Raw genomic sequence first — 21166 nt, 5'->3', positions numbered from 1 at the left:
CGGCGGCGTCACCTCGCTGCCAGCTTCGCCGCTTCTACCGAAATCCAGCCGGTCCAACCGTAACCTCGCTTCCGGAGCACCACGCAGCGCTCTCCGACGACACCCCAGCAGGACGCACACCGATACCAAGAGTGGCGTCCAGCATTAGGGGTCAATCAAATATGGATCAAAGAAACACACCTACTAATCAATCAGCAGGCACATGAGGTACAACTACAAAATTTCCCCGCCTGCAGGAATAACCTCCGAATTCAGAGTGTCAGCCAAAGAAACGACATGCCCATGCTTGAGATAGTCGTCGCTATGAGACTTCGCAAAGAGGTATCCAACGCCGCGCGTAAGCTCCGGATTTCTGCCCCGCCATACTCGTAGCGGATATCCCCGTAATTGTTCCCGGATCGATGCATCGATAACGTTACGACCCCAGCGGACCATCTCCCCCTCAGTCGAAATCCCGAGGTATTCGCACACTTCAGGTATCGCACGCAAGGAGCTGTGCGCAGGCAGGGCAGTGGTCAGGTCGGCGGGCGCAGCAGCCCAGTACGCCTGGGTGCCATGAATCACCCGCTGACCCAGGATCCCATAGCCACCGGGATCGCGCCCGATTGAGCATCCCCTCGGCCGTAGCGGATCTGCGATGAGCGCGCAGGCTATGATCTTCTTGCCGCGATACGTTCCCGCACCGGACCTGGCAACGAAATCTCCCGCAAAGGCGGCTCCTTGAGCGTAGCCCGCAACAACTACCGACTTATCGCACCGATCGATTTCGCTGGCAAGCGCCCTTTCGGCTTCGGCCCGAATTCCCGAATACAACACCATTCGAGGCGAGAACTGGACAGGGTCGAGAGCCTCGGCAAAGGCGTTTGTCACCGGATGATTCTCCGGGGCCCAGCTCGCACCGAGGATGAGCACATCAATCACTGGACATCCCCCGCTTATCAACCCACTTTGTCCCTAGTTCAGCAGAAGACGATGCAATCGAGTCTCGACGAACCGGCACGCGACGGGCATCAGTAGCTCGTAAGTAGTGCATGAGTTCGGCCGACCCGATATGACGCCTGGGGCTGGTCCGCTCATACCAGAGCCGCCGCCGAGCGCCATATTCGGCCCGTACACGTTGCCGACTTGGCCGCCGAGCTTGCCGAAGCGAAGCAACACTGACCGAACTTCAGGATGAAGCCGATCGGCGAGTCGTGGTAGGTGCACAGTCCAGTTATTGCGGCGGTCTCGGGATGTGCGGTGAAGAACTCGCGAATCGTCGCACCCCAGTCGGCGGCGACGAAGGTGTCAGCGTCGGTGCGGGCGATGAATTCACCACGCGCCTTGTCGAATCCGGCGTTCCGCGCCGCTGGAATACCTCGGGTGGGTTCGTGGATGAGTTCGACCTTCGGATGGGTGGCGGCGAACTGATCGACAATGTCGGGGGTGCCGTCGTCGCTGCCGCTATCGACGATGATCACCTCGTCGATAGCCTCCTGCGCGACCAGCCGCTCCAGGGTGCGCTCGATAACCTCGGCTTCGTTCAGCACCGGCACGACAACCGACAAAATCGGCGGCGAGGAAGGATCTATCTTCAAAGGTGGTTCCGTTTCGAGAGGGTCTACTTACATGAGGCTTGTGCGCCTATACGCTAAGTCCACTATGTGTGGCGCCGCAATCGATTCGCAGTGATACAGCACAATTCCCGCTGGTCAGCCATAGCGAAGACATTGTCCGGTCCGGACAGTTTCCAGTTAGATCTGGCAGAAAGTCTGGTCCACAGCGCTCTTGCCCACGGGTGTCATGGCACCACCACAGCCTCATCTGACATAGTTTTCGGTATCCGCAACTGGCTATTGCTCGTATTCACTCTATGGACCTCAGGCAAAGAATTTCACACACGCCGACGTTCGTTCCTCATGCGTCGCGCTGGTTCACGACAACCAGCGCGGCACCGAACACGACCGCAACGAACACCGCAAAATACGCCAACCCGCCCCAAGGACCCCAGTGCCATTGGACTCGCCCGCCACCCGTTATGTCGCTTTCCGCGCCGAAGAAGTGATTGGCATTGGCGAACGGCAATAGCGGCGTCACATTGCGACCGAAGTTTCCTATCCGACCCAAGATGGTCTCGGCCACCAGCGGCCACAGCAACAGCAGCGATATCGCCCCAGCGCTATGCCGCAACAGAGCACCCACGCCTACTGCAAGCACCGCACACAGAAAGGTGAACAAGGCGGCGCCGATCAGGTAGCTCCACGTCTCTCCGGAGAACTCGAGTTTGACGCCGCCCTCCCCGCCAAGCATGCCTTTCACCAGCATGAACGCAAAAATTCCGATCAGGAATGCGATGATCATCATCGCTACTCCGGTGAGAACCGCCTTCGCGGTTAACACCAGCGACCGGCTCGAGCAAGCCAAGAAGGTCGTGCGGATAACACCGGACCGGTACTCGCTAGTCGCGGTCAGCGTCGCCAGCACCATCACCAGGTAAATCGCGGAAAAGCCGCCAGCGATCCCGATCACCGCCAACTCTGCATTGACCGTGGCCGGGGATGTCTCGTGTTGCCGCAGGCTCGACCGGACAGCGCTCACGCTCAAGAGCGTTATACCGAGACCCAGCACGATGAAGAATGCGGTACACCACCACGGCGACCGGGTCGAGGTGAGTTTGATGTACTCCGCTTTCAGTAGATCCACCACCGGCTACACCCCGCCTTGTGGACCTGGACCGTAGCCGGGGACGCTGCTGACCGGCGGTTGCCCGTACCTGGGCGGCAGGCCGTACCCAGGCGGCGGCACACCATAGCCCGCTGGGAGCGGGGCTACGCTAGCGTGGAATTGCACAGCGCCGCTGGTCATCCGCATGAACGCCTCCTCCAGCGAGGCTTGCTGGGGCGCCAGCTCGAACAGCGCGATGCGGTTGTCGTCCGCGACCTGACCGATGGCGTCGCTCGTGGTGCCAGTGACCAACAACGCCGGCCCCGTACCGTTGCCGCTGACGTCATCGGTCACCCGCATTCCCTGCATACTGAGCAAACTGCGCAGCTTGCTCAGCTGCGGGCTCCGCACCCGGACTCGAGCCTCGGACGCGCGATTGATGAAATCCTGGACTTGAGCGTCGGCGACCAGCCGACCATGGCCGATGACCACTAGATGCTGGGCCGTCTGAGCCATCTCTGACAACAGGTGGCTCGATACCAGCACGGTGCGGCCCTCGGCCGCCCGTTGTTGCATGAAATTACGAATCCACAGAATGCCCTCTGGGTCCAGTCCGTTGACCGGCTCGTCGAACAGCAGCACCGGCGGATCACCCAGTAAAGCGCCCGCTAGACCAAGGCGTTGGGACATTCCGAGCGAGAAGCCACCCGCACGCTTGTTGGCCACCGACGCCAAACCCACCAGCTCGAGCACAGTGTCTACGCGTGATGCCGGGATGCCGTTACTAGCGGCCATCCACCGTAAGTGCGACCGCGCCGAGCGATTCGGATGCACCCATTTGGCGTCGAGCAGCGCACCGACCGTTCGCAGCGGATGCGACAGCCGTCTGTACGGCATTCCCATTATCAACGACCGGCCCGCGGTCGGGCGATCCAGACCAAGAATCATGCGCATTGTTGTTGATTTGCCAGCCCCGTTTGGTCCGAGGAAACCAGTTACTTGGCCCGGCCGCACCGTGAATGAAAGGTCCTGCACCGCGATGGTCGAGCCGAAGTGCTTGGTCACCCCCTGCACTTCTATCATGACTACAGCCTGTCGGATATCGCGCCCAAACGCAATCCGGGCCGACCATATTTATTTCATCAGCGGTGCACTCGCCCCGACCTGCCCCCAAGCCATCGCGTAATCTCGCGCGCCTCCGCTCATCCCGATGCAGAAAGGGATACATAATCGGCGCATCTCCATTCATCTCTGGTTATCCCCGAGCTGTTGTTATGGCAATTCTGAGTCATCCGGATACAACCAGACTCGTCCTGTTTGCGACAGGTCGGTGACCGATAACGGCCAGGCCGCGTGTACACCCGAGCTGTGCGTGCACAAGCGTGCCGTATTCCAAACCCTCGCAACAGCCGGCATATTGTGCCGGACTCGCATGAGACAACCACGCGCGGTCCGGACCGCCGGCAAGATACGGAGGCCAGGCAGGCGCCCTATGGTGGGGGGAGGTAGGTGATCTGGATCATCTCCTCACCACGCGACCGGGAGACGAGGATTCCTCGCCCCGCTGGCATTTTCATCGGGCGTACCTCGCCGATCAGGCGCCCCTCATCGCGCGGACCGCTCATGATGAGTGTGTCGACGGACATATTCTTCAGTGTGCCGAGCACACCGCCGAACAACGCGCGGGAGACACCACCGATACGGCGAGCGATGATCAGGTGCATACCGATATCGCGGGCCTGAGGCAGGTATTCGAGCAATGGAGCCAGCGGGTCCGAAACACCACTGGTCGACACCATGTCGTAATCATCCACCACGATGTAGATCTCGGGACCACTCCACCAACTGCGCTCACGCAGTTGCTGAGGGGTAATGTCGGGACCTGGAATGCGCTTCTTCAGGTAGTTGGCGACCTCTGCGATCATGGGTCCACTGGTCTGCGAGGAGGTCGAATAACCCGCCAGCTGATCGCCTTCGACGACGCCGAGCATCGTGCGCCGGTAGTCGATGATGATGGTCCGAGCCTCTTCGGCGGTCGAACTCTCGACCACTCCCATTACGATGTTGCGCAGCAGCGTGGTCTTGCCGCATTCGACGTCAGCGAACGCCATGAGGTGGGGTTCGGTATCGAAATCCAGTACGACTGGCTGAAGTTCGGATTCGCCGATACCAATAGCGATACGGGTCCTACTGAGTTCGATGCCCTGCTGCTGCACTGCGGCCAGCACCTCGCTTCGGGCGATCTGCGGCATCAGCATCCGCACATCGGGCGCACGTCGCTCGCCGTACATCGCGTCGAACTGCTGCCTCGCTTCGTTCACGCCGTCGGCCAGAGTTTGCGGATTCGAATCCGAATCCAACCGCGGCAATGCGATCAACATGTGCAGTTCGTCCGCTGTGAGACCGCGACCGGGATGATTCACGGGAACCAAAGCCGCACTGCGCCGACCCATTTCGGAATCCGACGGTTCGCCGAGCCGTAACTCGATTCGAGTACCGATCAGATCTTTGACCGCCGGCCGGATCTCCGCCCAACGCGAGGCGCCGAGAATGACGTGGATACCGTACGAAAGCCCTTGCGCCGCAAGAGTGTTGACCTGCGGTTCTAGTGTTTCGAACTCCTCCCTGAGGACTAACCATCCGTCGATGACAAGGAACACGTCACCGAACCGGTCCTCGGCCAGCGGATGATCATCGGGCAGAACACCACCAGCCGCGGCCTGAGCCGAGAACTTGCGCCTGCGGAACTCCGCCATCGACTCGATGCGCTGCGCATTGAATCTTTCCTCGCGCTGGTGCATGAGGGTGATCAGCTCGGCAATGGTGCGCCGCACGCGGTCGGCATCCATCTTGGGCGCCACGGACCCGACGTGTGGCAATCCGACTAGACCGGACATGCTGCCGCCACCGAAATCCAGACAGTAGAACTGAACCTGCTCAGGAGTGTGGGTGGCCGCGGCAGCCAAGATGATCGTGCGCAGGGTTGTCGATTTACCCGACTGCGGGCCACCGACCACCGCGACGTTGCCTTGCGCGCCAGCCAGATTGATCGTCAACACATCACGCCGCTGCTCGTACGGTTTGTCGATGACGCCGATCGGCATCCACAGCTGGCCGTGCCGGTTGACCGGCGAACGCCAGTCCGGATCCGGTAAGAGCATGTCCACTGTCGGAGATTCCTCCAACGGAGGCAACCACACCTCATGGGCCGGACGCCCGTGTCCGATCAGCCGCTTCACGACAACCTGGAGCAGGGAATCCGGAACACCCTCATCCGCCACCGGCGGCAGTGGCAGCTCGAGCGGATCCGACGCCGAGACAGGCACCGGCACCGCCGGCATTTCGACCGGTGCGGCGGTGAACACACGCGGCGGCAGCGCACCGACCGATTCCCCGCCGACCTGCTGGGTACGGCTCGGTGCGACGTACGGCCCGGACACATAGGTTGCGTTGAAGCGCAAGGGATCTGCCGCATCACTCTTCAGGTATCCGGAGCCTGGAACGCTCGGCAGATGATATGCATCGGTGATGCCGAGTACCGCACGAGATTCGCTGGCGGAGAAGGTACGCAGACCGATCCGGTATGAGAGATGTGAGTCCAGGCCACGCAGCTTGTTCTCCTCGAGCCGCTGCGATGCGAGCAGCAGGTGCACATGCAGCGACCGGCCCAGCCGACCGATCATCACGAACAGATCCGCGAAATCCGGCTTCTGCGACAGCAGTTCGGAGAACTCGTCGACAACGATGAACAATGCCGGCAGCGGGTCCAGTGGGACACCGGCTGCACGCGCCTTCTCGTAATCGGTGACGTTGGCGAAGTTTCCGGCCGTACGCAGCAGCTCCTGCCTGCGGTTCATCTCACCGGCGAGCGCGTCTCGCATACGGTCGACGAGCGCGAGCTCTTCCTCCAGGTTCGTGATAACCGCGGCGACATGCGGCAGCGGGTCCAACCCGAGAAACGTCGCACCGCCCTTGAAGTCAACGAGCACCAGGTTCAACTGGTCCGGTGAATGCGCTGTGACCAACGAAAGCACCAGGGTGCGCAGGAACTCCGACTTACCGGATCCGGTTGCGCCGATGCACAATCCATGCGGGCCCATACCGTACTCGGCAGATTCCTTGATGTCGAGATCCACTGGGGAGCCGTCCGGGGCGATACCGATCGGCACTCGCAGCCGCTCGCGCCCTGCGCGCGGACGCCATACCTTGGCGGGGTCGATCTGGGCTGCGTCAGGGATCTTCAGCAGCGCCATCAGGCCGGGGTCGGAGGTGGTGTTGTTGTCTCCGAGACTGACGATCTGCGCGGCGGTCGCAATGCGGTAGCGTGCAAGACTGCGCGCGAACGCCTCCGCGTCCGCAAGCGTCACGAGGTCTGCGGTCGCGAACTTTTCGAGCCCGGAGGCGCTGCGGGCAGACACCTCGCCACGCGCGGCGACCAATTGCAGGCCGCGGCGGGCGGCTAACCCCGACTCGGGTGCCATGAGATCGAGGACGGTGACCGAATCCAGCCCGGATTCGCTGATCAACTGCTCGGTGCCGTTGACGAAGCCGTCATCGATTACCACGACGAGATGCAAACGGCCTTGCGTGGGTTGCGGATCGCGCACGAACCGACCGCGTTCGAGCAGTTCATCCGCGAGGGCGGTCTCGAGTTCGCCCAGCGATTGGTAGATCATGCGCGCCGAGCCCATGCCGTCATGTACGGCCGCATGTTGCAGATGCGGCAGCCATTTCGCCCATGCCCATTCCGGAGCGTCCGGTTCGGCACAAACGATGGCGATCGCCAGATGGTCCGGGCCGTGGAACGCGACGAGTTCCATCAGCATGGCGCAAACGAGCATGCGCGCGTCTTCGGCCGGTCCTTCGATGTTGATCGCGGGAAACGCACGCAACGACACAGCCGTCGGCAGCAGATGCACCACGGAGTGGGTGCGCACGAATCGGCGCAGCGCCACCGTCGACACGGGCTCCAGGTCTTCCAGCGGCCCGGTCTCGGGGCGAGCTAGTTTCGTCGCCAGCCGGTGGCTACCCAATCCGACCCGCACATGCCCGAAATCCGGATCGTTGGGGCGGCGTTCCCACATCCGCCGGGTGCCGACGATCGAGGGCAGTTCGGCAGGCTCGGGGTGACTCCACTCCAGCGTTTCCAGCTGCTTGTTTCCAGTCCTGCGTACTTCCTTGCGGACCTGGTCCAGATAACGGAAGTAGTCTTTACGGTCTTCGTTGAGCTCGCCCACCCCCTTCCCACTGCCACTGCGTCCACTCGTGAACATGCCGACCATCGACATCAGCATCATCATCGGAAACATGAGCATGAACGGGTTCGACAACAGTGTTCTGCCCATCATCACGAACATGGCCAGCATGCCGACGACGGCAACCACCATCACCAAGGGCATGAGCTTGGCGATCAGTGGCCCGGGTACAGCGCGCGGAATCTCTGGTGGGGGCGTCAACGTGACCTCCCCGCCGGGCGCTCGCGGCGGCGCAATTCGCGGGCGACGCACGAAACCTTCAGTGGGCATTGCGGTCCTTCGAACTTCCTGGGTGGGTCTCGTGGCGGTCGCTATGAATCGAGATCAGGCAACTCGTCACCTTCTGGCCGACGTCGGAACGGAATCCCCACTGCGGCACCGATTCCGAGTGCCGCCAGTAATACGACCGATCCGATCGCGGCTATCAACCTGGGGCGCGGATCGGGGCCTGGCGGCCGGACTGGTGCCGGAAATGCGCGAGGCACGTCGGCACCGGAACTGACGGGTTTGTCCGGCAACTGCGCGGTCAACGCGGCAACCGGATCGATCAATCCGTAACCTATCCGGTCGTCACGACCGGGGCTCGGTCCGTGCGCCGTGCGGGTAATGCGATCCATGACCTGCTGTGCAGTCAAATCCGGGAAGTGTGACCGCACCAATGCCGCAAGCCCAGCCACATACGGCGCCGCGAAGCTGGTGCCGTCGATCGTCTGGATGCCGTCCTGGCTCGGTACTCCGTTCACCAAACCACTGTTGCCAGGCTTGCTGTCGAGCGAGACGATATTGCGCCCGATTGCGGCGACCCCGAGCCACGGCCCATGCAGCGTGAGCTGAGACGGGCTGCCATCCCGATCCACTGAAGCGACCGCCAGCACATACGGCGCGAACCAGGCCGGAGTCGCCACCGTCTTCACCGCGTCCCATCCGGAACCGTCGTTCTGGGTCGAGCACGGGCCGTTCTGCTGAAAGTTTCCGGCGGCGGCCACCACCACCACATTGTTTTCGTAGGCATAGCGCACCGCGGCGCCGAGCGCGGCATCCGCGGTATCGGCTCCGGCTGTGCTGCAGGCAACTTCGGAAATATTGATCACCGTGGCATGCATGTCGACGGCCCGGACCACGGCGGCGGCGAGGGTGAGCACGTTGCCGTAGCCGGAGTTGTCGATGGTCCCGGGCGGAGTATCGTTCGAACGGTTCTTGGCCTGAAAGTGCAGGCTCAATTGCCGGATCGACAGAATCTCCGCATCGGGCGCCACGCCGGCGAAGGCGTCGTCCGGACTGGTCTGGGCGGCGATGATGCCAGCTACCAGGGTGCCATGTCCGTCGCAGTCGTCGGTGCCGTCGCTGTCAGCGACATAATCGCCGCCCGCTTGGAGGACAGGCAAACGGGGATGGCGGGATACGCCGGTGTCGATGACCGCCACCTTCTGGCCCGCACCGCGGCTGAATTGCCAGGCTGTCGGGAGATCCAGAACTTTTTGCGATAGCGGGGTGTCGCGTGGCTGTCCGCCAGTGAGTACCGGTTCGGCACACAGCACTTTCTTCTCGGTGGCCTCCAACGGTGTGGGATGGCCGCTGAGCGCTTGTACTGCTCCCAACGCGCTCGGATCCGTGGTGGGGGGTGCGAGCGCCAGCAGCGCGCGGTCAACCGGGACGGCACCGGCCTCAGCCGGCCAGCCGAACACTGCCGCACCGAGAATTGTTGCGACACAAGCCATCCTGCTGAGCCGCTGCCCCCGTGAGTTCATGATCACAAATTCCGTGCCATCGAGTACACCTCCATGATCCACAGCACCAGCGGGATCAACGACAAGATCAGTGCGTACTCGAATATCTCGTTCATACGACGGGTCACCGGCGTCACCTCTACGTATGGACCGATCACGCCGAATCCCACCGCACCGGTCACGAAGATCAGCAACAGGCCGACCGCGATCAGCTGCAGATCCGAATCCCCCAGCCCGAGCAACACCACCAGTGCGATGAAGGTGAGGCAGCCTCCCGCGATCAGCGTCCCGGCCTGGATGAGGTCGGCGAATGCTCGGCCCCGCAAGCACAGGATCAGCGCCACCACGACCGCCAGCGCGATGCCCGGCCAGCGAACAGAACTCAGCGGAGCGGCAGCACCGACGGCACCGATCGCGGCGGCGGCCGCGATCCCAGCGAGCAGGCCGGTCTGGAATTGGTTGGCGAACCGGGCGCGCTGGCCCAGGCCAGCGGCCGACGGTAGCACAGTGGCACCGATCGCGCCGATGCCCTCAATCGTCGGCCGGGGTTCATGGTCCGTGGGGTCGATCGCCCCGCCCGCAGTGGGCACGGGTGGGACCGGGAGCCGGGCCATCAACGCGGCCAGCCGCGGGATCCATGAGATGAGTGGTATTGCCGCGACGACGACTCCGGCGGCGATCCTAGGCATTGCTGGATCCCAAATCATTTTTACCGCAGCGGAAGCGCCAGCGAACACCGCCAATGTGGCTATCGCAGCGGTGATGTCGGGACCTGTGCCTGTCAAACGATATCCCGCAACAGCGACGACCAGCATCGCGACCGAACCGAGCAGAGCGTGCGGAGCTCCCAGTGGGCCTGGCACGAACAGGGCCGCGCCACCGAAGACGAGCAGTAGACCACAGAGCGTCAAACCCGTGGCGGCGCGGTCGACACTGTATTTGCGGGCCGTGATCATCGCGGCAACCATCGCGGCCACCGCAGCACCGGTCAGCACGAACGGCGCTGAAAGTCCATCCCGGTAGCTACGTGAAACCCCAGCCAGCGCCAGCACCGCAAAAACTGCGATCACAGCAGCGATCAGACCGGTCCACTGCGCTGCGGCCGCTGACCAATCGCGGAATTCCTCTTTCGTGAGACGGGCGACCGCATCGATCACATCGTCGAACAGCGCGGGCGACTCCTTGGCCCCGATAGCGCGCAGTACGAGCAGATCACCATCGAAGACTTCGGCATCGGTGAGCGTCTGATTCGACGCGATCGCGTCACGACCGATCCTGGCAAGGGTCCAACGCTGAGTACGTAGCGGCGCGCCCCCGTCCTCGCGCTCGGATAGATTCCGGCTGCGCGATGCGATCAATGCCACCAGATCGCCGATGAATGCGGCGATCGGCAGTGTTGCCGGCAGACCGACGTCGAGCTGGGTATTCCCCCCGATGACGGACACACGGCACAATTCGTTTTCAGCGGTGCCCATGCCGCTGATCGACTGTGGTGTCAATTGTCGAACAGCTCCTACAATCTCATAGTTGCCCACCCCGGGCGATAATTCATAATATGGTCGACGACCCGTTTTCCGCACGATTGCGAAAAAGCAGGCGGGGACTTAACCAAAGCTTTTAACATCTTCTTGCTACAGATCGGTAGTGCAGAGCGCGGCGGCGGCCTGCTCGACCACGCTTTGCAGAAATACTGCCGGATCCGAACGGGCAAGTTTGCAAAACTCATCGTCCGAGTCCGGCCTACGCTTCATACAGGTCTCCAGAACAACGTCGAACCACCGCCGGGGCACGCGACTACGCGCAGGTGATGTCATCGGGGCTGATCGACGCAGAAATCTAGCTCAGACGCTCGGGACGGACAAGATCCGAGGACCTGGATTGCAACCCAAACACATGGTCAGAGCAGCAAATTCTCTGTCCGAACCGGACACCGACGTTTGATCTAATCAACGTAGCCGCGTACACGCTCCTCATGAGCACCGAACAAGCCCTCCACACCAGCACACGCATGGTCGGTGTCGCCACCGCACCCTGATTCAACGTCCGGAGTCGAAACGCCTTTCGCCGGATATCGCCGACGAATAGCCCGATCCTTCCGGGCAGCGGAAGAATCCGTCCGTGATGACTCGATACAACTGACTGCCCTGACCTTTGGCGTGGTATCTCACCTGCTCTTGAATATACGCGTCCTCCTTGCAACTCTTAGTGCTACCGTCATTGCTGAAGGCGACCTTAGACCGTGCCGCATGTCGCCGATTTCGCCTTCGCCAGCTTCTTGTAGTGAGCGTGGCGGCGAGGGTGAGGAAGGCGGGGAAATGCGTGGCCTTGCGGTCATAACGAATGTTGAGCCGGCGGTAGCCGGTCATCCAAGAAATTGTCCGTTCGATCACTCACCTGTGCCTGCCGAGGCGGTCACAGGGCTCGATGCCCTTGCGGGCGATGCGGACGCCGATGCCCCGGTGGCCCACCCATTCGCGCAGCTCGGAGTTGTCGTATGCCTTGTCGGCGTGCAGCTTTGCCGGCTTGCGCCGACGTGGCCCGCTCGACCGCACTGCCGGAATCGCTTTGATGAGCGGGCGCAGCGCTTCGGCGTCGTTGGTGTTGGCGGCCGAAATACCCACCGACAGAGGGATTCCCGCGCGATCGGACAGCACGTGGATCTTCGAGCCGGCTTTGCCGCGGTCGACCCGGCTCGGCCCGGTCATGGGTCCCCCTTTTTCGCTCGCACCGAGGCCGGATCGATCACCGCCCGCGACCAGTCGATCAAGCCTTGGCTGCTCAGCTCGCCAAGTACGGCGCGGTGCAACCGCCGCCAGATGTCGGCCTCAGTCCACACGCTGAACCGGCGATGCGCGGTCGGGACAGTGACGCCGAACGACGGCGGCAGCATCCGCCACGCACAGCCGCTGGTCAACACGAACACCACCGCGCTGAACACCGCCCGCTCGTCGGTCGGCGCGGTACCGCCACCCTGCGGACGCGGGGTGAAGTTCGGCAGTAACGGCTCGGCCAGAGCTCACAACTCGTCCGACACAAGACGTTTCGACAATTCGTCGGTAACGAGTCGAACTTCATGCGGCCCAACTCAATACGACACGCCGCAAACGAATCACATCCACGTAAGACACGGTCTCAGCCACATTCGACGATTTCGGGGGGTTCGACTCGCATGACCAACAACCGCCAGGCGCAGCGCGCATTCGATGCGGGAGTGCTGTCGCTTGGACTGAGCATCGAGGGGCAAGAATCGGCCCACGATCTCGAGTACGCAAAGCTGGCGTTCCAGCGCGCTACGGAATGGGATCCGACCATGTGCGACGCCTGGCTCGGCCGGGCTGCCGCCGGTGAGGTCACCCAGGACGTGTTGCACAACCTCTACAAAACCAGCCCCACCAGTCTGTACCGAGAGCAGCGGAGGCTGGGTCTGCCGCCGCGCCAACTGGCCGGCCGGTTCCTGCCGGGGTTGTACATCGACTACCCCCTTGCGAGCTTCGCCGAAATCTGGCTGGCATACGCCGCACAAATGATCTCCGACAAGCAGTACGACGAGGCAGAGCGAATCCTTGACGAGCTCGAAGCCCATCGTCGCGCCCAGACGTCCGATCCGGACAAGCACAGCGATGATCGCATCTGCGCCTACATCCGCGGCGTGCTGCATTACACGACACAACGCTGGCCCGACGTGATGACAGTGCTCACCGGCTCTGCCGACTGGGACGATCCGTACCTGGCCGCGGGGGCCCACGTGATGGTCGGCTCTGCCTGCGCACAGCTGGGAATATTCGGAGAGGCACTCCGGCGGATGGAGCAGGCCGAGGCAGGCCCCATCCCGGCCGCCCGGACCACCGCCATGTTCTGCCGCGGCCTGTGCCTGCGCGAGACCGGCAATGCCGAGGAAGCCCAGGCCCTGTTCGAGAAGGTGTACTCCCAGGCGCCGGATTTCGAACCCAACACGGCCGCGATGCGTGACCGGACCTATCGGATCACGATCACCAACAAGGAATCCATTGATGCTCGCACCGACCGTTGGGATCCGGCATCCGCACCTTCGATGCAAGAAGCCCAGCAAGCTGAGCACGAAGATCGCGCCAAGAAGATCCTCACCGAGGCGCGCGCCGAACTAGCGAATCAGATCGGCCTGACCTCGGTGAAGACTCAGGTCGCGAAGCTACGGTCGACCGCCCAGCTCGCCAAGATCCGGGCCGAGAAGGGGCTCGCCAGTGCGCCGCGCGGCCAGCACCTGGCGTTCACCGGCCCGCCCGGTACCGGTAAGACCACCATCGCTCGCGTTGTCGCCAAGATCTACTGCGGCGTCGGCCTCTTGAAGACCGACAAGGTCGTCGAGGCCAAGCGCGTCGACTTCGTGAGCCAGAACCTGGGTGGCACCGCGATCAAGACCGAGAAGCTGATCGACACGGCCATGGACGGCGTGCTGTTCATCGACGAGGCGTACACACTCATCCAAACCGGCTTGTCGGGCGGTGATGCGTTCGGCAGGGAAGCGGTGGACACGTTGCTGGCTCGCATGGAGAACGACCGCGATCGACTGGTCGTGATCATCGCCGGCTACGACGGTGAGATCGACCGGTTCTTGGCCGCCAACGACGGTCTGGCTTCGCGGTTCTCCAAGCGACTGCAGTTCCCGTCCTACACACCCGAGGAACTGGGCCAGATCGGCCAGGTGATCGCGCACAAGCGGGATTCGGATCTGTCGGAGGCAGCACTGGAGTTGCTCGTCGACGCCTGCACCAAGATGTATGACGTCGAGAGCACCGATCAGAGCGGTCAGCCTCGGCGTGGTGTCGACCTGGCTGGTAACGGTCGATTCATCCGCAACGTCATCGAGGCCGCCGAGGAGGAACGCGAATTCCGGCTGGCAAACGATGAATCCCTGGACTTGAGCATGATCGATGAATCGGTGCTGATGCGCATCGACGCTTCCGACATGCGCACCGCTCTCGCCGGGCTCCTCGCCACCCTCGGCCTTTCCTGATTCAGTTCACACAAGACGGAGTGGAAACAGCACTGTGAACAACCAGAACCCTTCGGTGGAACGCACGGTACCGGTGCGATCCGCGACCGCCAAGACCACCTCGCCTCCACGGGAACCCGGACCGTCCCGCGGATTCAGCGACCGGCATCGGGCAGAGCCACCCCACGGTGCCGAACTACGTTCCGAGGATCTGTGGCTGTTCCGCACGTTCCCATTGCGGCTGGTATTCCCTGTTGCCGTACTGGCAGTCATCGGGTCGCTGATCCCCGCCGCCGTGCACACTCCTTGGTGGGCTTGCCTGGCCGTCGGCGCTCCTATCGCGTTGATCGGCCTCACCCCAATTCACGGAATGGCCATCGGCACCCACCTGGCCAACTCGATCGCCTTCCGCTGGCGGACCGGTAGTAGTCAGGGCATCGAGCAGGAGTCCACCTTCGACCTGCTGCTTCCCGAGGGCGGAAACTGTGGCCTGCGCTGGGACGGCACCCGCCTGACAACGATGCTGCGCATCGACCCGCCGCCGGACACACTGACCATGCTGCGCCGCGGATCGCTCAGCACTGACCAGGTCGTCCCGCTAACCGATATCGCCCGCTGCCTACATCAATTCGATATAGCGCTGGACTCGGTCGATGTAATCAGTACGGGCACCCGGACTTGCAGCAACGAGGCGGTACTGTCCGGGTACGCGGCCAGCGTCGCGCCGTTGGCCCGCATGTACGACGAGATCCTCGGCCCACTCCCCGCGATTGCCCACCGCACGGTGTGGATCGTGCTGCGATTGGATCCGCTGGGCAACGCCGAAGCGGTCGACAATCGGGGCGGCGGCTCACAGGGCGCGTTGCGCACGGCGATCATCGCTACTCGCCGGGTTGCGAACCGGCTCGCAGCGCGCGGAATCACGGCATCAGTTCTCACCGCCGCTGAAATGACCGGCGCGGTGCGTGAACTGACCCGCGGCATACCGATCGATCAGTTCAACGAGACGCCACATTCGCTACAGCACAACGATATTCACCTGACGTCATACCGGATCGGCACCGAACTGATCAACGGCGATGGGTTCGCACGAGTCTGGGCCGCACCCAGTATGGCCACCACGGTGACCATACGACTCCGGTCAGCGATCGGCGACACGAGGCGCAGAAACGCGCAGACTCCCATTGAACTGGATGCGCTCGTCCGATACGACACCACCGTAGCGCCGGACTCCCCTCCTGCGGCAGGGCTCCGGGCCATTCCCGGTCGGCAACTGTGGGCATTGCTGGATAGTCTCCCGATCAGCACTCGCGATGTGCAGACAACCGGCTACCACGGTCCCCTCGCCGCGCTGACCGGCATCAATGTGCCGACGGCCGGCTGTGGACAACTCATCGGCGCGGACGATACGGGCAGTGGTATCGCCGTGCCACTCGTCGGTGACGGGACACGGCGCATCGACATCGTCGGCAGTCTGCATCTTGCCCAACAAGTGATCCTGCGAGCGATCGCCCTCGGCGCGAACGCTGTGGTGCACACGTCGCGACCATGGGCATGGCAGACCATGATCCAGAATGTTGCCGCGCCGCATGCACTTTCGCTGACGGCGCGGACATCCACCGGTCGCCACGCGACCATGACACAAGATGTGCCGCACGCCGCCGCCACCCTTCTCGTCTTCGACGGCGTTCCCAGTACCCCACCACCGGGCTCGGCAACAGTCGTCAACATATTCGACGCCCTCGCCGGACCTCTCCCAGTGAGCGCTGGCGCCGACGTCACAATCGTCCAGCACACCTCATCGGCGTACGGGGTCACTGTCCACACCCCGGCCGCGATGACCATCGCTCGGCTCGTCACGACCCCGACCGAACAGCATTACATCGGCGGCGCATTCGCCTCAGCCTGAACAATGTGCCCGGAAGTCGGCAGCAGCACGAGTCGCAAGCGATCCACCACTGCATCCGAGAACTACCGACGTGAACGTACCGCTGCACGGTCGGACACTGTGGAGGATGGGGAGACCGAACAAGCGTCAATCGGCGAGACCGAGCTTGTTGTGGTCGGAACGGTCGTCGAAGGTACGGTCGAGACTGTTCACGTGGTTCACCCCGGTACCCCGCCCGCGCGAATGATGTACATCGATCTTGGCTGCCTCGTCCTGGATTCATCGATGTCTCCACTTGTTCGGCGGAGTCGAGTACACGCCGGGCGACCGTCTCGGGGGTGTACGTGATCAGTTATGACCAAATGCAGAAGCTGTTCTGGGGCAGACCGACGGGATAACTCCGTTATCCTTGCCCCGCGGGCTGGTTGGTAACCTTCGACCACTCACTGGCGGACGGTTCGTATGCAGGACCACTGCTAACGAGCCGCAGCTGTGTACCTCAACGGGTGGATAGCGAGTCGCGCTGTACCAGCGCGTCCCACCTCGACAGTGCGGGGCCGGGGACCAGCTGGCCGATAATCTCCCAGGGAGCCAGTTTCGGGTTCTTACCCAGCCCCAGCTTGTCTGCCGTGTCGAGGTCAGGTATTCCATAGCGGGTTCCGTTGTCGGCGACGTAGAACAGACTTTCACGCCGAGGGCTGCCGGCCCTAATTCCGGTGACCTGGACGAACTCACCGGACGACGGTGGCACGTACACGGCGTCCACTCGGTCACCGGTCCCATCGGCAGTAGCCAGATCCACTGGCCTCGCGGAGTCCGCCAACGGCAACTGAGTACCCGCCAGCATAATGAGAGAGGCGCGATCGGCAGGCCCGTCCGTAACTGGCCCCGTGCCCTGCGCTTTCGCCCAGGACAGACAGGTGTACGGCTGGTCCTCGGCCGCCAGGATCTTCGGTATGTCATACGGAAATTGATCGACAGGCAGCTTCGTGACCACCGGCACCAAACTCACCACATCCGGCGCCATGGGTAGGATATCGCTCATACCCTGCGAGTTGGTATTTCGGATCACCTGCGCGGTGAACGGCGAAATGCGTTGCACGCCTTCGGCCAGAACCACATAGAGATACGAATTATCGGAGCCGTTGACTGCCGCGCGAATCACGGCGCCTACGGGCACTGTGCTCAACCGGCCGGGTCCAGGCTCGCCGGCGTGCGGAATCTCCGGTGGCGTCAACTTCTGAGCCTCAGGAGCAGCATCCAGCAGGCCCGGACTGATAGAGCGAGCGGACTGCAACGCAAGGTTCAGTGACCGTGCGATCACCTGGTTCTGCGTATCCACCTCGGCTCGCTTACCGTCGTAGATCAGGTAGGTCTTGTCGTTGCGCTGCACCAAGATTGCGCTGCTGCGGTCGAATGCCCGGACTCGTTCGCCCAGTACAGGGCGACCGGATAGGACCGTCGTAATCACGCCGGACGAGGACAACGCGCTGCCGGTCGACGATAGCTGCACAGCGTCACACAATGTCCAGTCGGAGCGAGCCCCCTGGACGGAGCCGGGTAGCGCGGCCGGACCACCGGGAATACCCAGAATCGGCCCGCGCGGCAACGATCTCAACATACTGTCCTTGACCGCGGTCGGCGATTCACTGCTCCCGGCAATCAGACGAGCCGATGCGAGATTCAAGACCGGATGCAGCACTTGCGTTCCACTGGAGTCTTTGACGACCACGTAGAGCGCGCCGCTGTCCTTGCCCATCACGATATTCGCGTTACCGATCGAGCCCTGTGGTCGGATGAACGCTAGAATCGCCGCGCCGGCGACCACCAGCAGGCCGAGGATTGCGCTGACGAGGAATGAGCGCATCTGCGATCGCATCGGATCGTGCAACATGCGCACGTCACGGCGGACCAGCGCGTGGTCCAATCGGCGTAGCAGGAACCGATACCCATTGACCTGGGCGCGAGTGGTCAATTGGGCTGGCACGGATCCTCCATCGCACTACTCACTGGACGAACACAGAAATCAAGGATGAAACCCCGTCCGCGCCGCTGTGCCCCCTCCATCATCCCGGAAGGGGCACTGCGGCGCGGGGATACAACGATCAGCTACCGAAGTTGGTCCGATCAGATGGACCGGGCGACCGCCTGGTCGGCACCGTGCGCATTGTGCCACGCTTGCTGCACCCCATTGGTGGAACTCTGATGGTTGTGCTGGTACTCCTCGAATTTCTGCAGGTGCTTATGCACCGCAGTGGCGACAGCAGTGAAAGCCTCACCGGCCTCACCGTCGCCGACCCAGGCGGTACGCAGAGCCGCCAGGCTTGCCTTCAAATCTTCTTCATGCTGCGTCAGCTCGCCCGACACGGTCTGCATCACACTGTGCAGTTCACCCATGTGCGCGGGATTGTAGGTAAAACTCATTGTTCATTCTCCTCGGAAGTTCAGACTTTCAGGTTCGTGTAGTTCGTGTCGACAGACGGTCCAGCGGTCCCGAATTTTCCTTTGTTTTCGTCGTCCATGTTGTCGAATACCGCCGTGCCCTTTTTGAGTGCTTCTTGAATTTCGGTGAGACTGGCGTTCAACGCCACGCTGTCGTTGTGCCAGTCGGCCGAAACTGTTTCGAACACCCCGCGAGCCTCACCCTTCCACCCCGCCGCCGAATCATCGGTCGCCTGAGGCACCTTATTTATGGTAGCGCGAATCGCCTCAATGACCCCGTTCATCTTGTTCGCCGCGATTTCAGCGAGTGCCTTGTCCTGAAATACTGCTGTCATCTTCTTACCCTTCTCAACAGAGTTTATTCCGGTTGTCCGGAAGCTCGATATAACGCTTTACGGAAATTTGCCAGTTCTGAGTACCTATTTCGACAGCCACCTCCCCCCGGGCAGCAACTCGATCAGACCCGAGATCGCTTGCGTGATCCGGTGATCGGTGCCCGGTGTCAGCGTGGACCAGATCTGCTGGTCTACAGCGACTCCAGGAGCGGCCACTATCCGGCCGCGCGCAGTGTCATACACCACGACGGCTCCCGGTGACCGATCTGTGACGCCGTTGGCGTGGGCATATGCCACCACCTCGGCGTAAGCACGACAGGATGCGAATGCCAGTCCATATGCGGTGGCGTCGCGCTCGGCGACGCCCACACTGTGCACGGCGTCGGCATATTCGGCGGACGTGGTCGCCGAGTCGAGACGTTCGCCCAGTTCGATAGCCACAGCGCTGAAGCTCGTAACTTCCGCCGGTGGGCACGATCCCAGCACATTCAGGACAGGCCGAGTCAGCGAGTCACCGGACCCGTCCGCCCAAATCGGTCGGATATCGAAGGTGTCGCCCCGGCGGACAGCAAGCACGTGCCCTCCTCCCCGCCGGACCAGACACACTCGTACCTGACCTGCCTCGGTAAAGATCCGGGCGACCAGCTCCCGCTCCGGCAGCGCCAACGCCCATAGCGCCGAGCGCAACTCGGGATCCACGTCACCGTAGCGATCGAGCACTTGATCGGCTGTCAGCTCGTCGAGCGCGCGCTCCTGCGCCGCGGTCCACTCCCTGTACGAAACCTGGCGCGGCCCAACAGAGAGCACCAGCGGCAGGGTCTGCACACCGAGTTGGTGGACGAGCGCCAGCAATCCGTCATTGGTCAGTGTCGTCATCGCGGTGCTCCTTCCAATACGACTTGCTGAGTTGGTCTGTTCTGCTCCACCGGAATTCGCGGCGCTACCTGTTCCGCGCCGCCGAGGACCGCAGGCGCAGCCCGGAATCCGGTATCGATGCCAACATCCGCTGTGCCGCCCACGGACTCGCTCGCCAGGCCCGCGCGCACGGAGTGTTCCTCTTCGGAGGCCACACCGCCCTGCCCTGTCGCAGCGGGACCGAGCGGCACCTGCGAACCTTGCTGAACTGGAACCGGCTCTACCGCGGCGGTTTCCGAAACAGTCGTGGTTGCCCGAACTGTGTCGCGAGCCACCGAACTGACCGGTGCCAGCGGCGTCGGCCCGAACCCCGGCGAGAGTCCCCCGAGACCGACCGGCATGGACGGCACCGATAGCCTCATCTGCTCAGGGGATTCGGTCGCTCTTGCGCTTTCCGTCTCCAGCGCGGTGTTGGCTGCGATCGTCGGAGGGCGCTGCTGCTCCCACGGAATCGCCAGCGATTCGGTCGCCGCCTCGTAGATTCGCATCACTCGCGCTGCAACAGCTTTCGCGACATCGGCATCACCGTCGAGCTGTGCGGCTTTGGCGAGTATCGGAGCGCCGAGCGACGCACCAACATGTCCGAGGACTTTCTGCAGTGCCTGGATCGCCTCGACCTCGCCCGTATCGGGCATTGCCAGCCGGGCGATTTCGTACGCGGCGGCATGGGATTCGGCCTGGGTGCCATTCGCGGCGGCCGAGACCGCGGTGTCGGCCAGCCAATCCCGCAGCGTACGGATCCGCTCGACCACCCCCAGGCTGGCCTTGGACTGCCATGCATTGTCGATGGACGAGACGATCCGCTCGTATTCGGCGGCAACCGCGCCCAAACTCGCACCCAAGCGCGCCCAAGCCAGACCGGCCTCGGCCGCGGGCGCGCCGCCCACGCCGGTGGTCAGGTTTCGGGCCAGCTGCTCCGGGGGCCTGGATTCCCAGACCGTTCCGGTGAAGCCGGGCTTCGTAGGCTCGAGCATCATCATCGTCCGATC

At 62.7% G+C, this 21166-nt stretch carries 15 protein-coding genes and 1 pseudogene; 2 read left to right on the top strand and 14 right to left on the bottom strand.

From position 1 onward, the window contains the following. Nucleotides 1-213 precede the first annotated feature (213 nt). The 9 genes and pseudogenes from ACQP1G_RS17265 to ACQP1G_RS17225 form a co-directional block, all read right to left on the bottom strand. The gene (locus tag ACQP1G_RS17265) at nt 214-921 is read right to left on the bottom strand and encodes a hypothetical protein (protein ID WP_433205058.1); all 708 of its coding nucleotides are present in this window, start codon (nt 919-921) and stop codon (nt 214-216) included. A 152-nt stretch (nt 922-1073) separates the two neighbouring features. Further along, the gene (locus ACQP1G_RS17260; RefSeq protein ID WP_433205055.1) at nt 1074-1577 is read right to left on the bottom strand and encodes a glycosyltransferase family 2 protein; all 504 of its coding nucleotides are present in this window, start codon (nt 1575-1577) and stop codon (nt 1074-1076) included. A gap of 319 nt (nt 1578-1896) precedes the next feature. Further along, complete coding sequence (locus ACQP1G_RS17255) at nt 1897-2685, bottom strand: ABC transporter permease (RefSeq protein ID WP_433205052.1); 789 nt, start codon at nt 2683-2685, stop codon at nt 1897-1899. Between the two features lie 3 nt (nt 2686-2688). Continuing rightward, complete coding sequence (locus ACQP1G_RS17250; protein WP_433205049.1) at nt 2689-3726, bottom strand: ABC transporter ATP-binding protein; 1038 nt, start codon at nt 3724-3726, stop codon at nt 2689-2691. Nucleotides 3727-4133: 407 nt separating this feature from the next. After that, the gene (gene eccCa / locus ACQP1G_RS17245) at nt 4134-8168 is read right to left on the bottom strand and encodes a type VII secretion protein EccCa (RefSeq protein ID WP_433205046.1); all 4035 of its coding nucleotides are present in this window, start codon (nt 8166-8168) and stop codon (nt 4134-4136) included. A gap of 41 nt (nt 8169-8209) precedes the next feature. Beyond that, nucleotides 8210-9646 (bottom strand): type VII secretion-associated serine protease mycosin, encoded by a 1437-nt coding sequence (gene mycP, locus ACQP1G_RS17240; RefSeq protein WP_433205043.1) that lies wholly within the window; start codon nt 9644-9646, stop codon nt 8210-8212. Between the two features lie 2 nt (nt 9647-9648). Beyond that, nucleotides 9649-11124, bottom strand: a complete 1476-nt coding sequence (eccD, locus tag ACQP1G_RS17235; RefSeq protein WP_433205040.1) for a type VII secretion integral membrane protein EccD — start codon at nt 11122-11124, stop codon at nt 9649-9651. Between the two features lie 537 nt (nt 11125-11661). Beyond that, nucleotides 11662-11991 (bottom strand): hypothetical protein, encoded by a 330-nt coding sequence (locus tag ACQP1G_RS17230; protein ID WP_433205037.1) that lies wholly within the window; start codon nt 11989-11991, stop codon nt 11662-11664. Between the two features lie 27 nt (nt 11992-12018). Then, a pseudogene (locus ACQP1G_RS17225) lies at nt 12019-12638 on the bottom strand (IS5 family transposase); the annotation flags it as partial. Nucleotides 12639-12794: 156 nt separating this feature from the next. Here ACQP1G_RS17225 and eccA point away from each other — a divergent pair. Continuing rightward, on the top strand, nt 12795-14618 hold the full coding sequence (eccA, locus tag ACQP1G_RS17220) for a type VII secretion AAA-ATPase EccA (protein WP_433205035.1): 1824 nt from the start codon (nt 12795-12797) through the stop codon (nt 14616-14618). A 34-nt stretch (nt 14619-14652) separates the two neighbouring features. Then, nucleotides 14653-16506, top strand: a complete 1854-nt coding sequence (eccE, locus tag ACQP1G_RS17215) for a type VII secretion protein EccE (RefSeq protein ID WP_433205032.1) — start codon at nt 14653-14655, stop codon at nt 16504-16506. A 478-nt stretch (nt 16507-16984) separates the two neighbouring features. Here the strand turns inward: eccE and eccB are convergent, their stop codons facing one another. The 5 genes from eccB to ACQP1G_RS17190 form a co-directional block, all read right to left on the bottom strand. Next, on the bottom strand, nt 16985-18472 hold the full coding sequence (eccB, locus tag ACQP1G_RS17210) for a type VII secretion protein EccB (protein ID WP_433205029.1): 1488 nt from the start codon (nt 18470-18472) through the stop codon (nt 16985-16987). Between the two features lie 140 nt (nt 18473-18612). Then, nucleotides 18613-18909, bottom strand: a complete 297-nt coding sequence (locus ACQP1G_RS17205; protein WP_433205026.1) for a WXG100 family type VII secretion target — start codon at nt 18907-18909, stop codon at nt 18613-18615. A 20-nt stretch (nt 18910-18929) separates the two neighbouring features. Then, a complete protein-coding gene (locus ACQP1G_RS17200) occupies nt 18930-19262 on the bottom strand; it encodes a WXG100 family type VII secretion target (RefSeq protein WP_433205023.1) in 333 nt (110 codons plus the stop codon). Between the two features lie 84 nt (nt 19263-19346). Beyond that, entirely contained in the window at nt 19347-20138 is a 792-nt protein-coding gene (locus ACQP1G_RS17195) for an ESX secretion-associated protein EspG (protein WP_433205020.1), read from the bottom strand. After that, nucleotides 20135-21157 carry a PPE domain-containing protein gene (locus tag ACQP1G_RS17190; RefSeq protein WP_433205017.1) on the bottom strand — a complete coding sequence of 341 codons (1023 nt, stop codon included), beginning with the start codon at nt 21155-21157 and terminating at the stop codon, nt 20135-20137. Before ACQP1G_RS17190 ends, ACQP1G_RS17195 begins: the two co-directional genes overlap by 4 nt. Nucleotides 21158-21166: the final 9 nt, after the last annotated feature.

Origin of the sequence: Nocardia sp. CA-107356 (assembly GCF_050946365.1) — a bacterium.
In the GTDB taxonomy this organism is placed as follows: Bacteria; Actinomycetota; Actinomycetes; order Mycobacteriales; family Mycobacteriaceae; genus Nocardia.
Note: the sequence above shows the minus strand (reverse complement) of the source record. Positions and strands in the feature narration are given on the sequence as shown.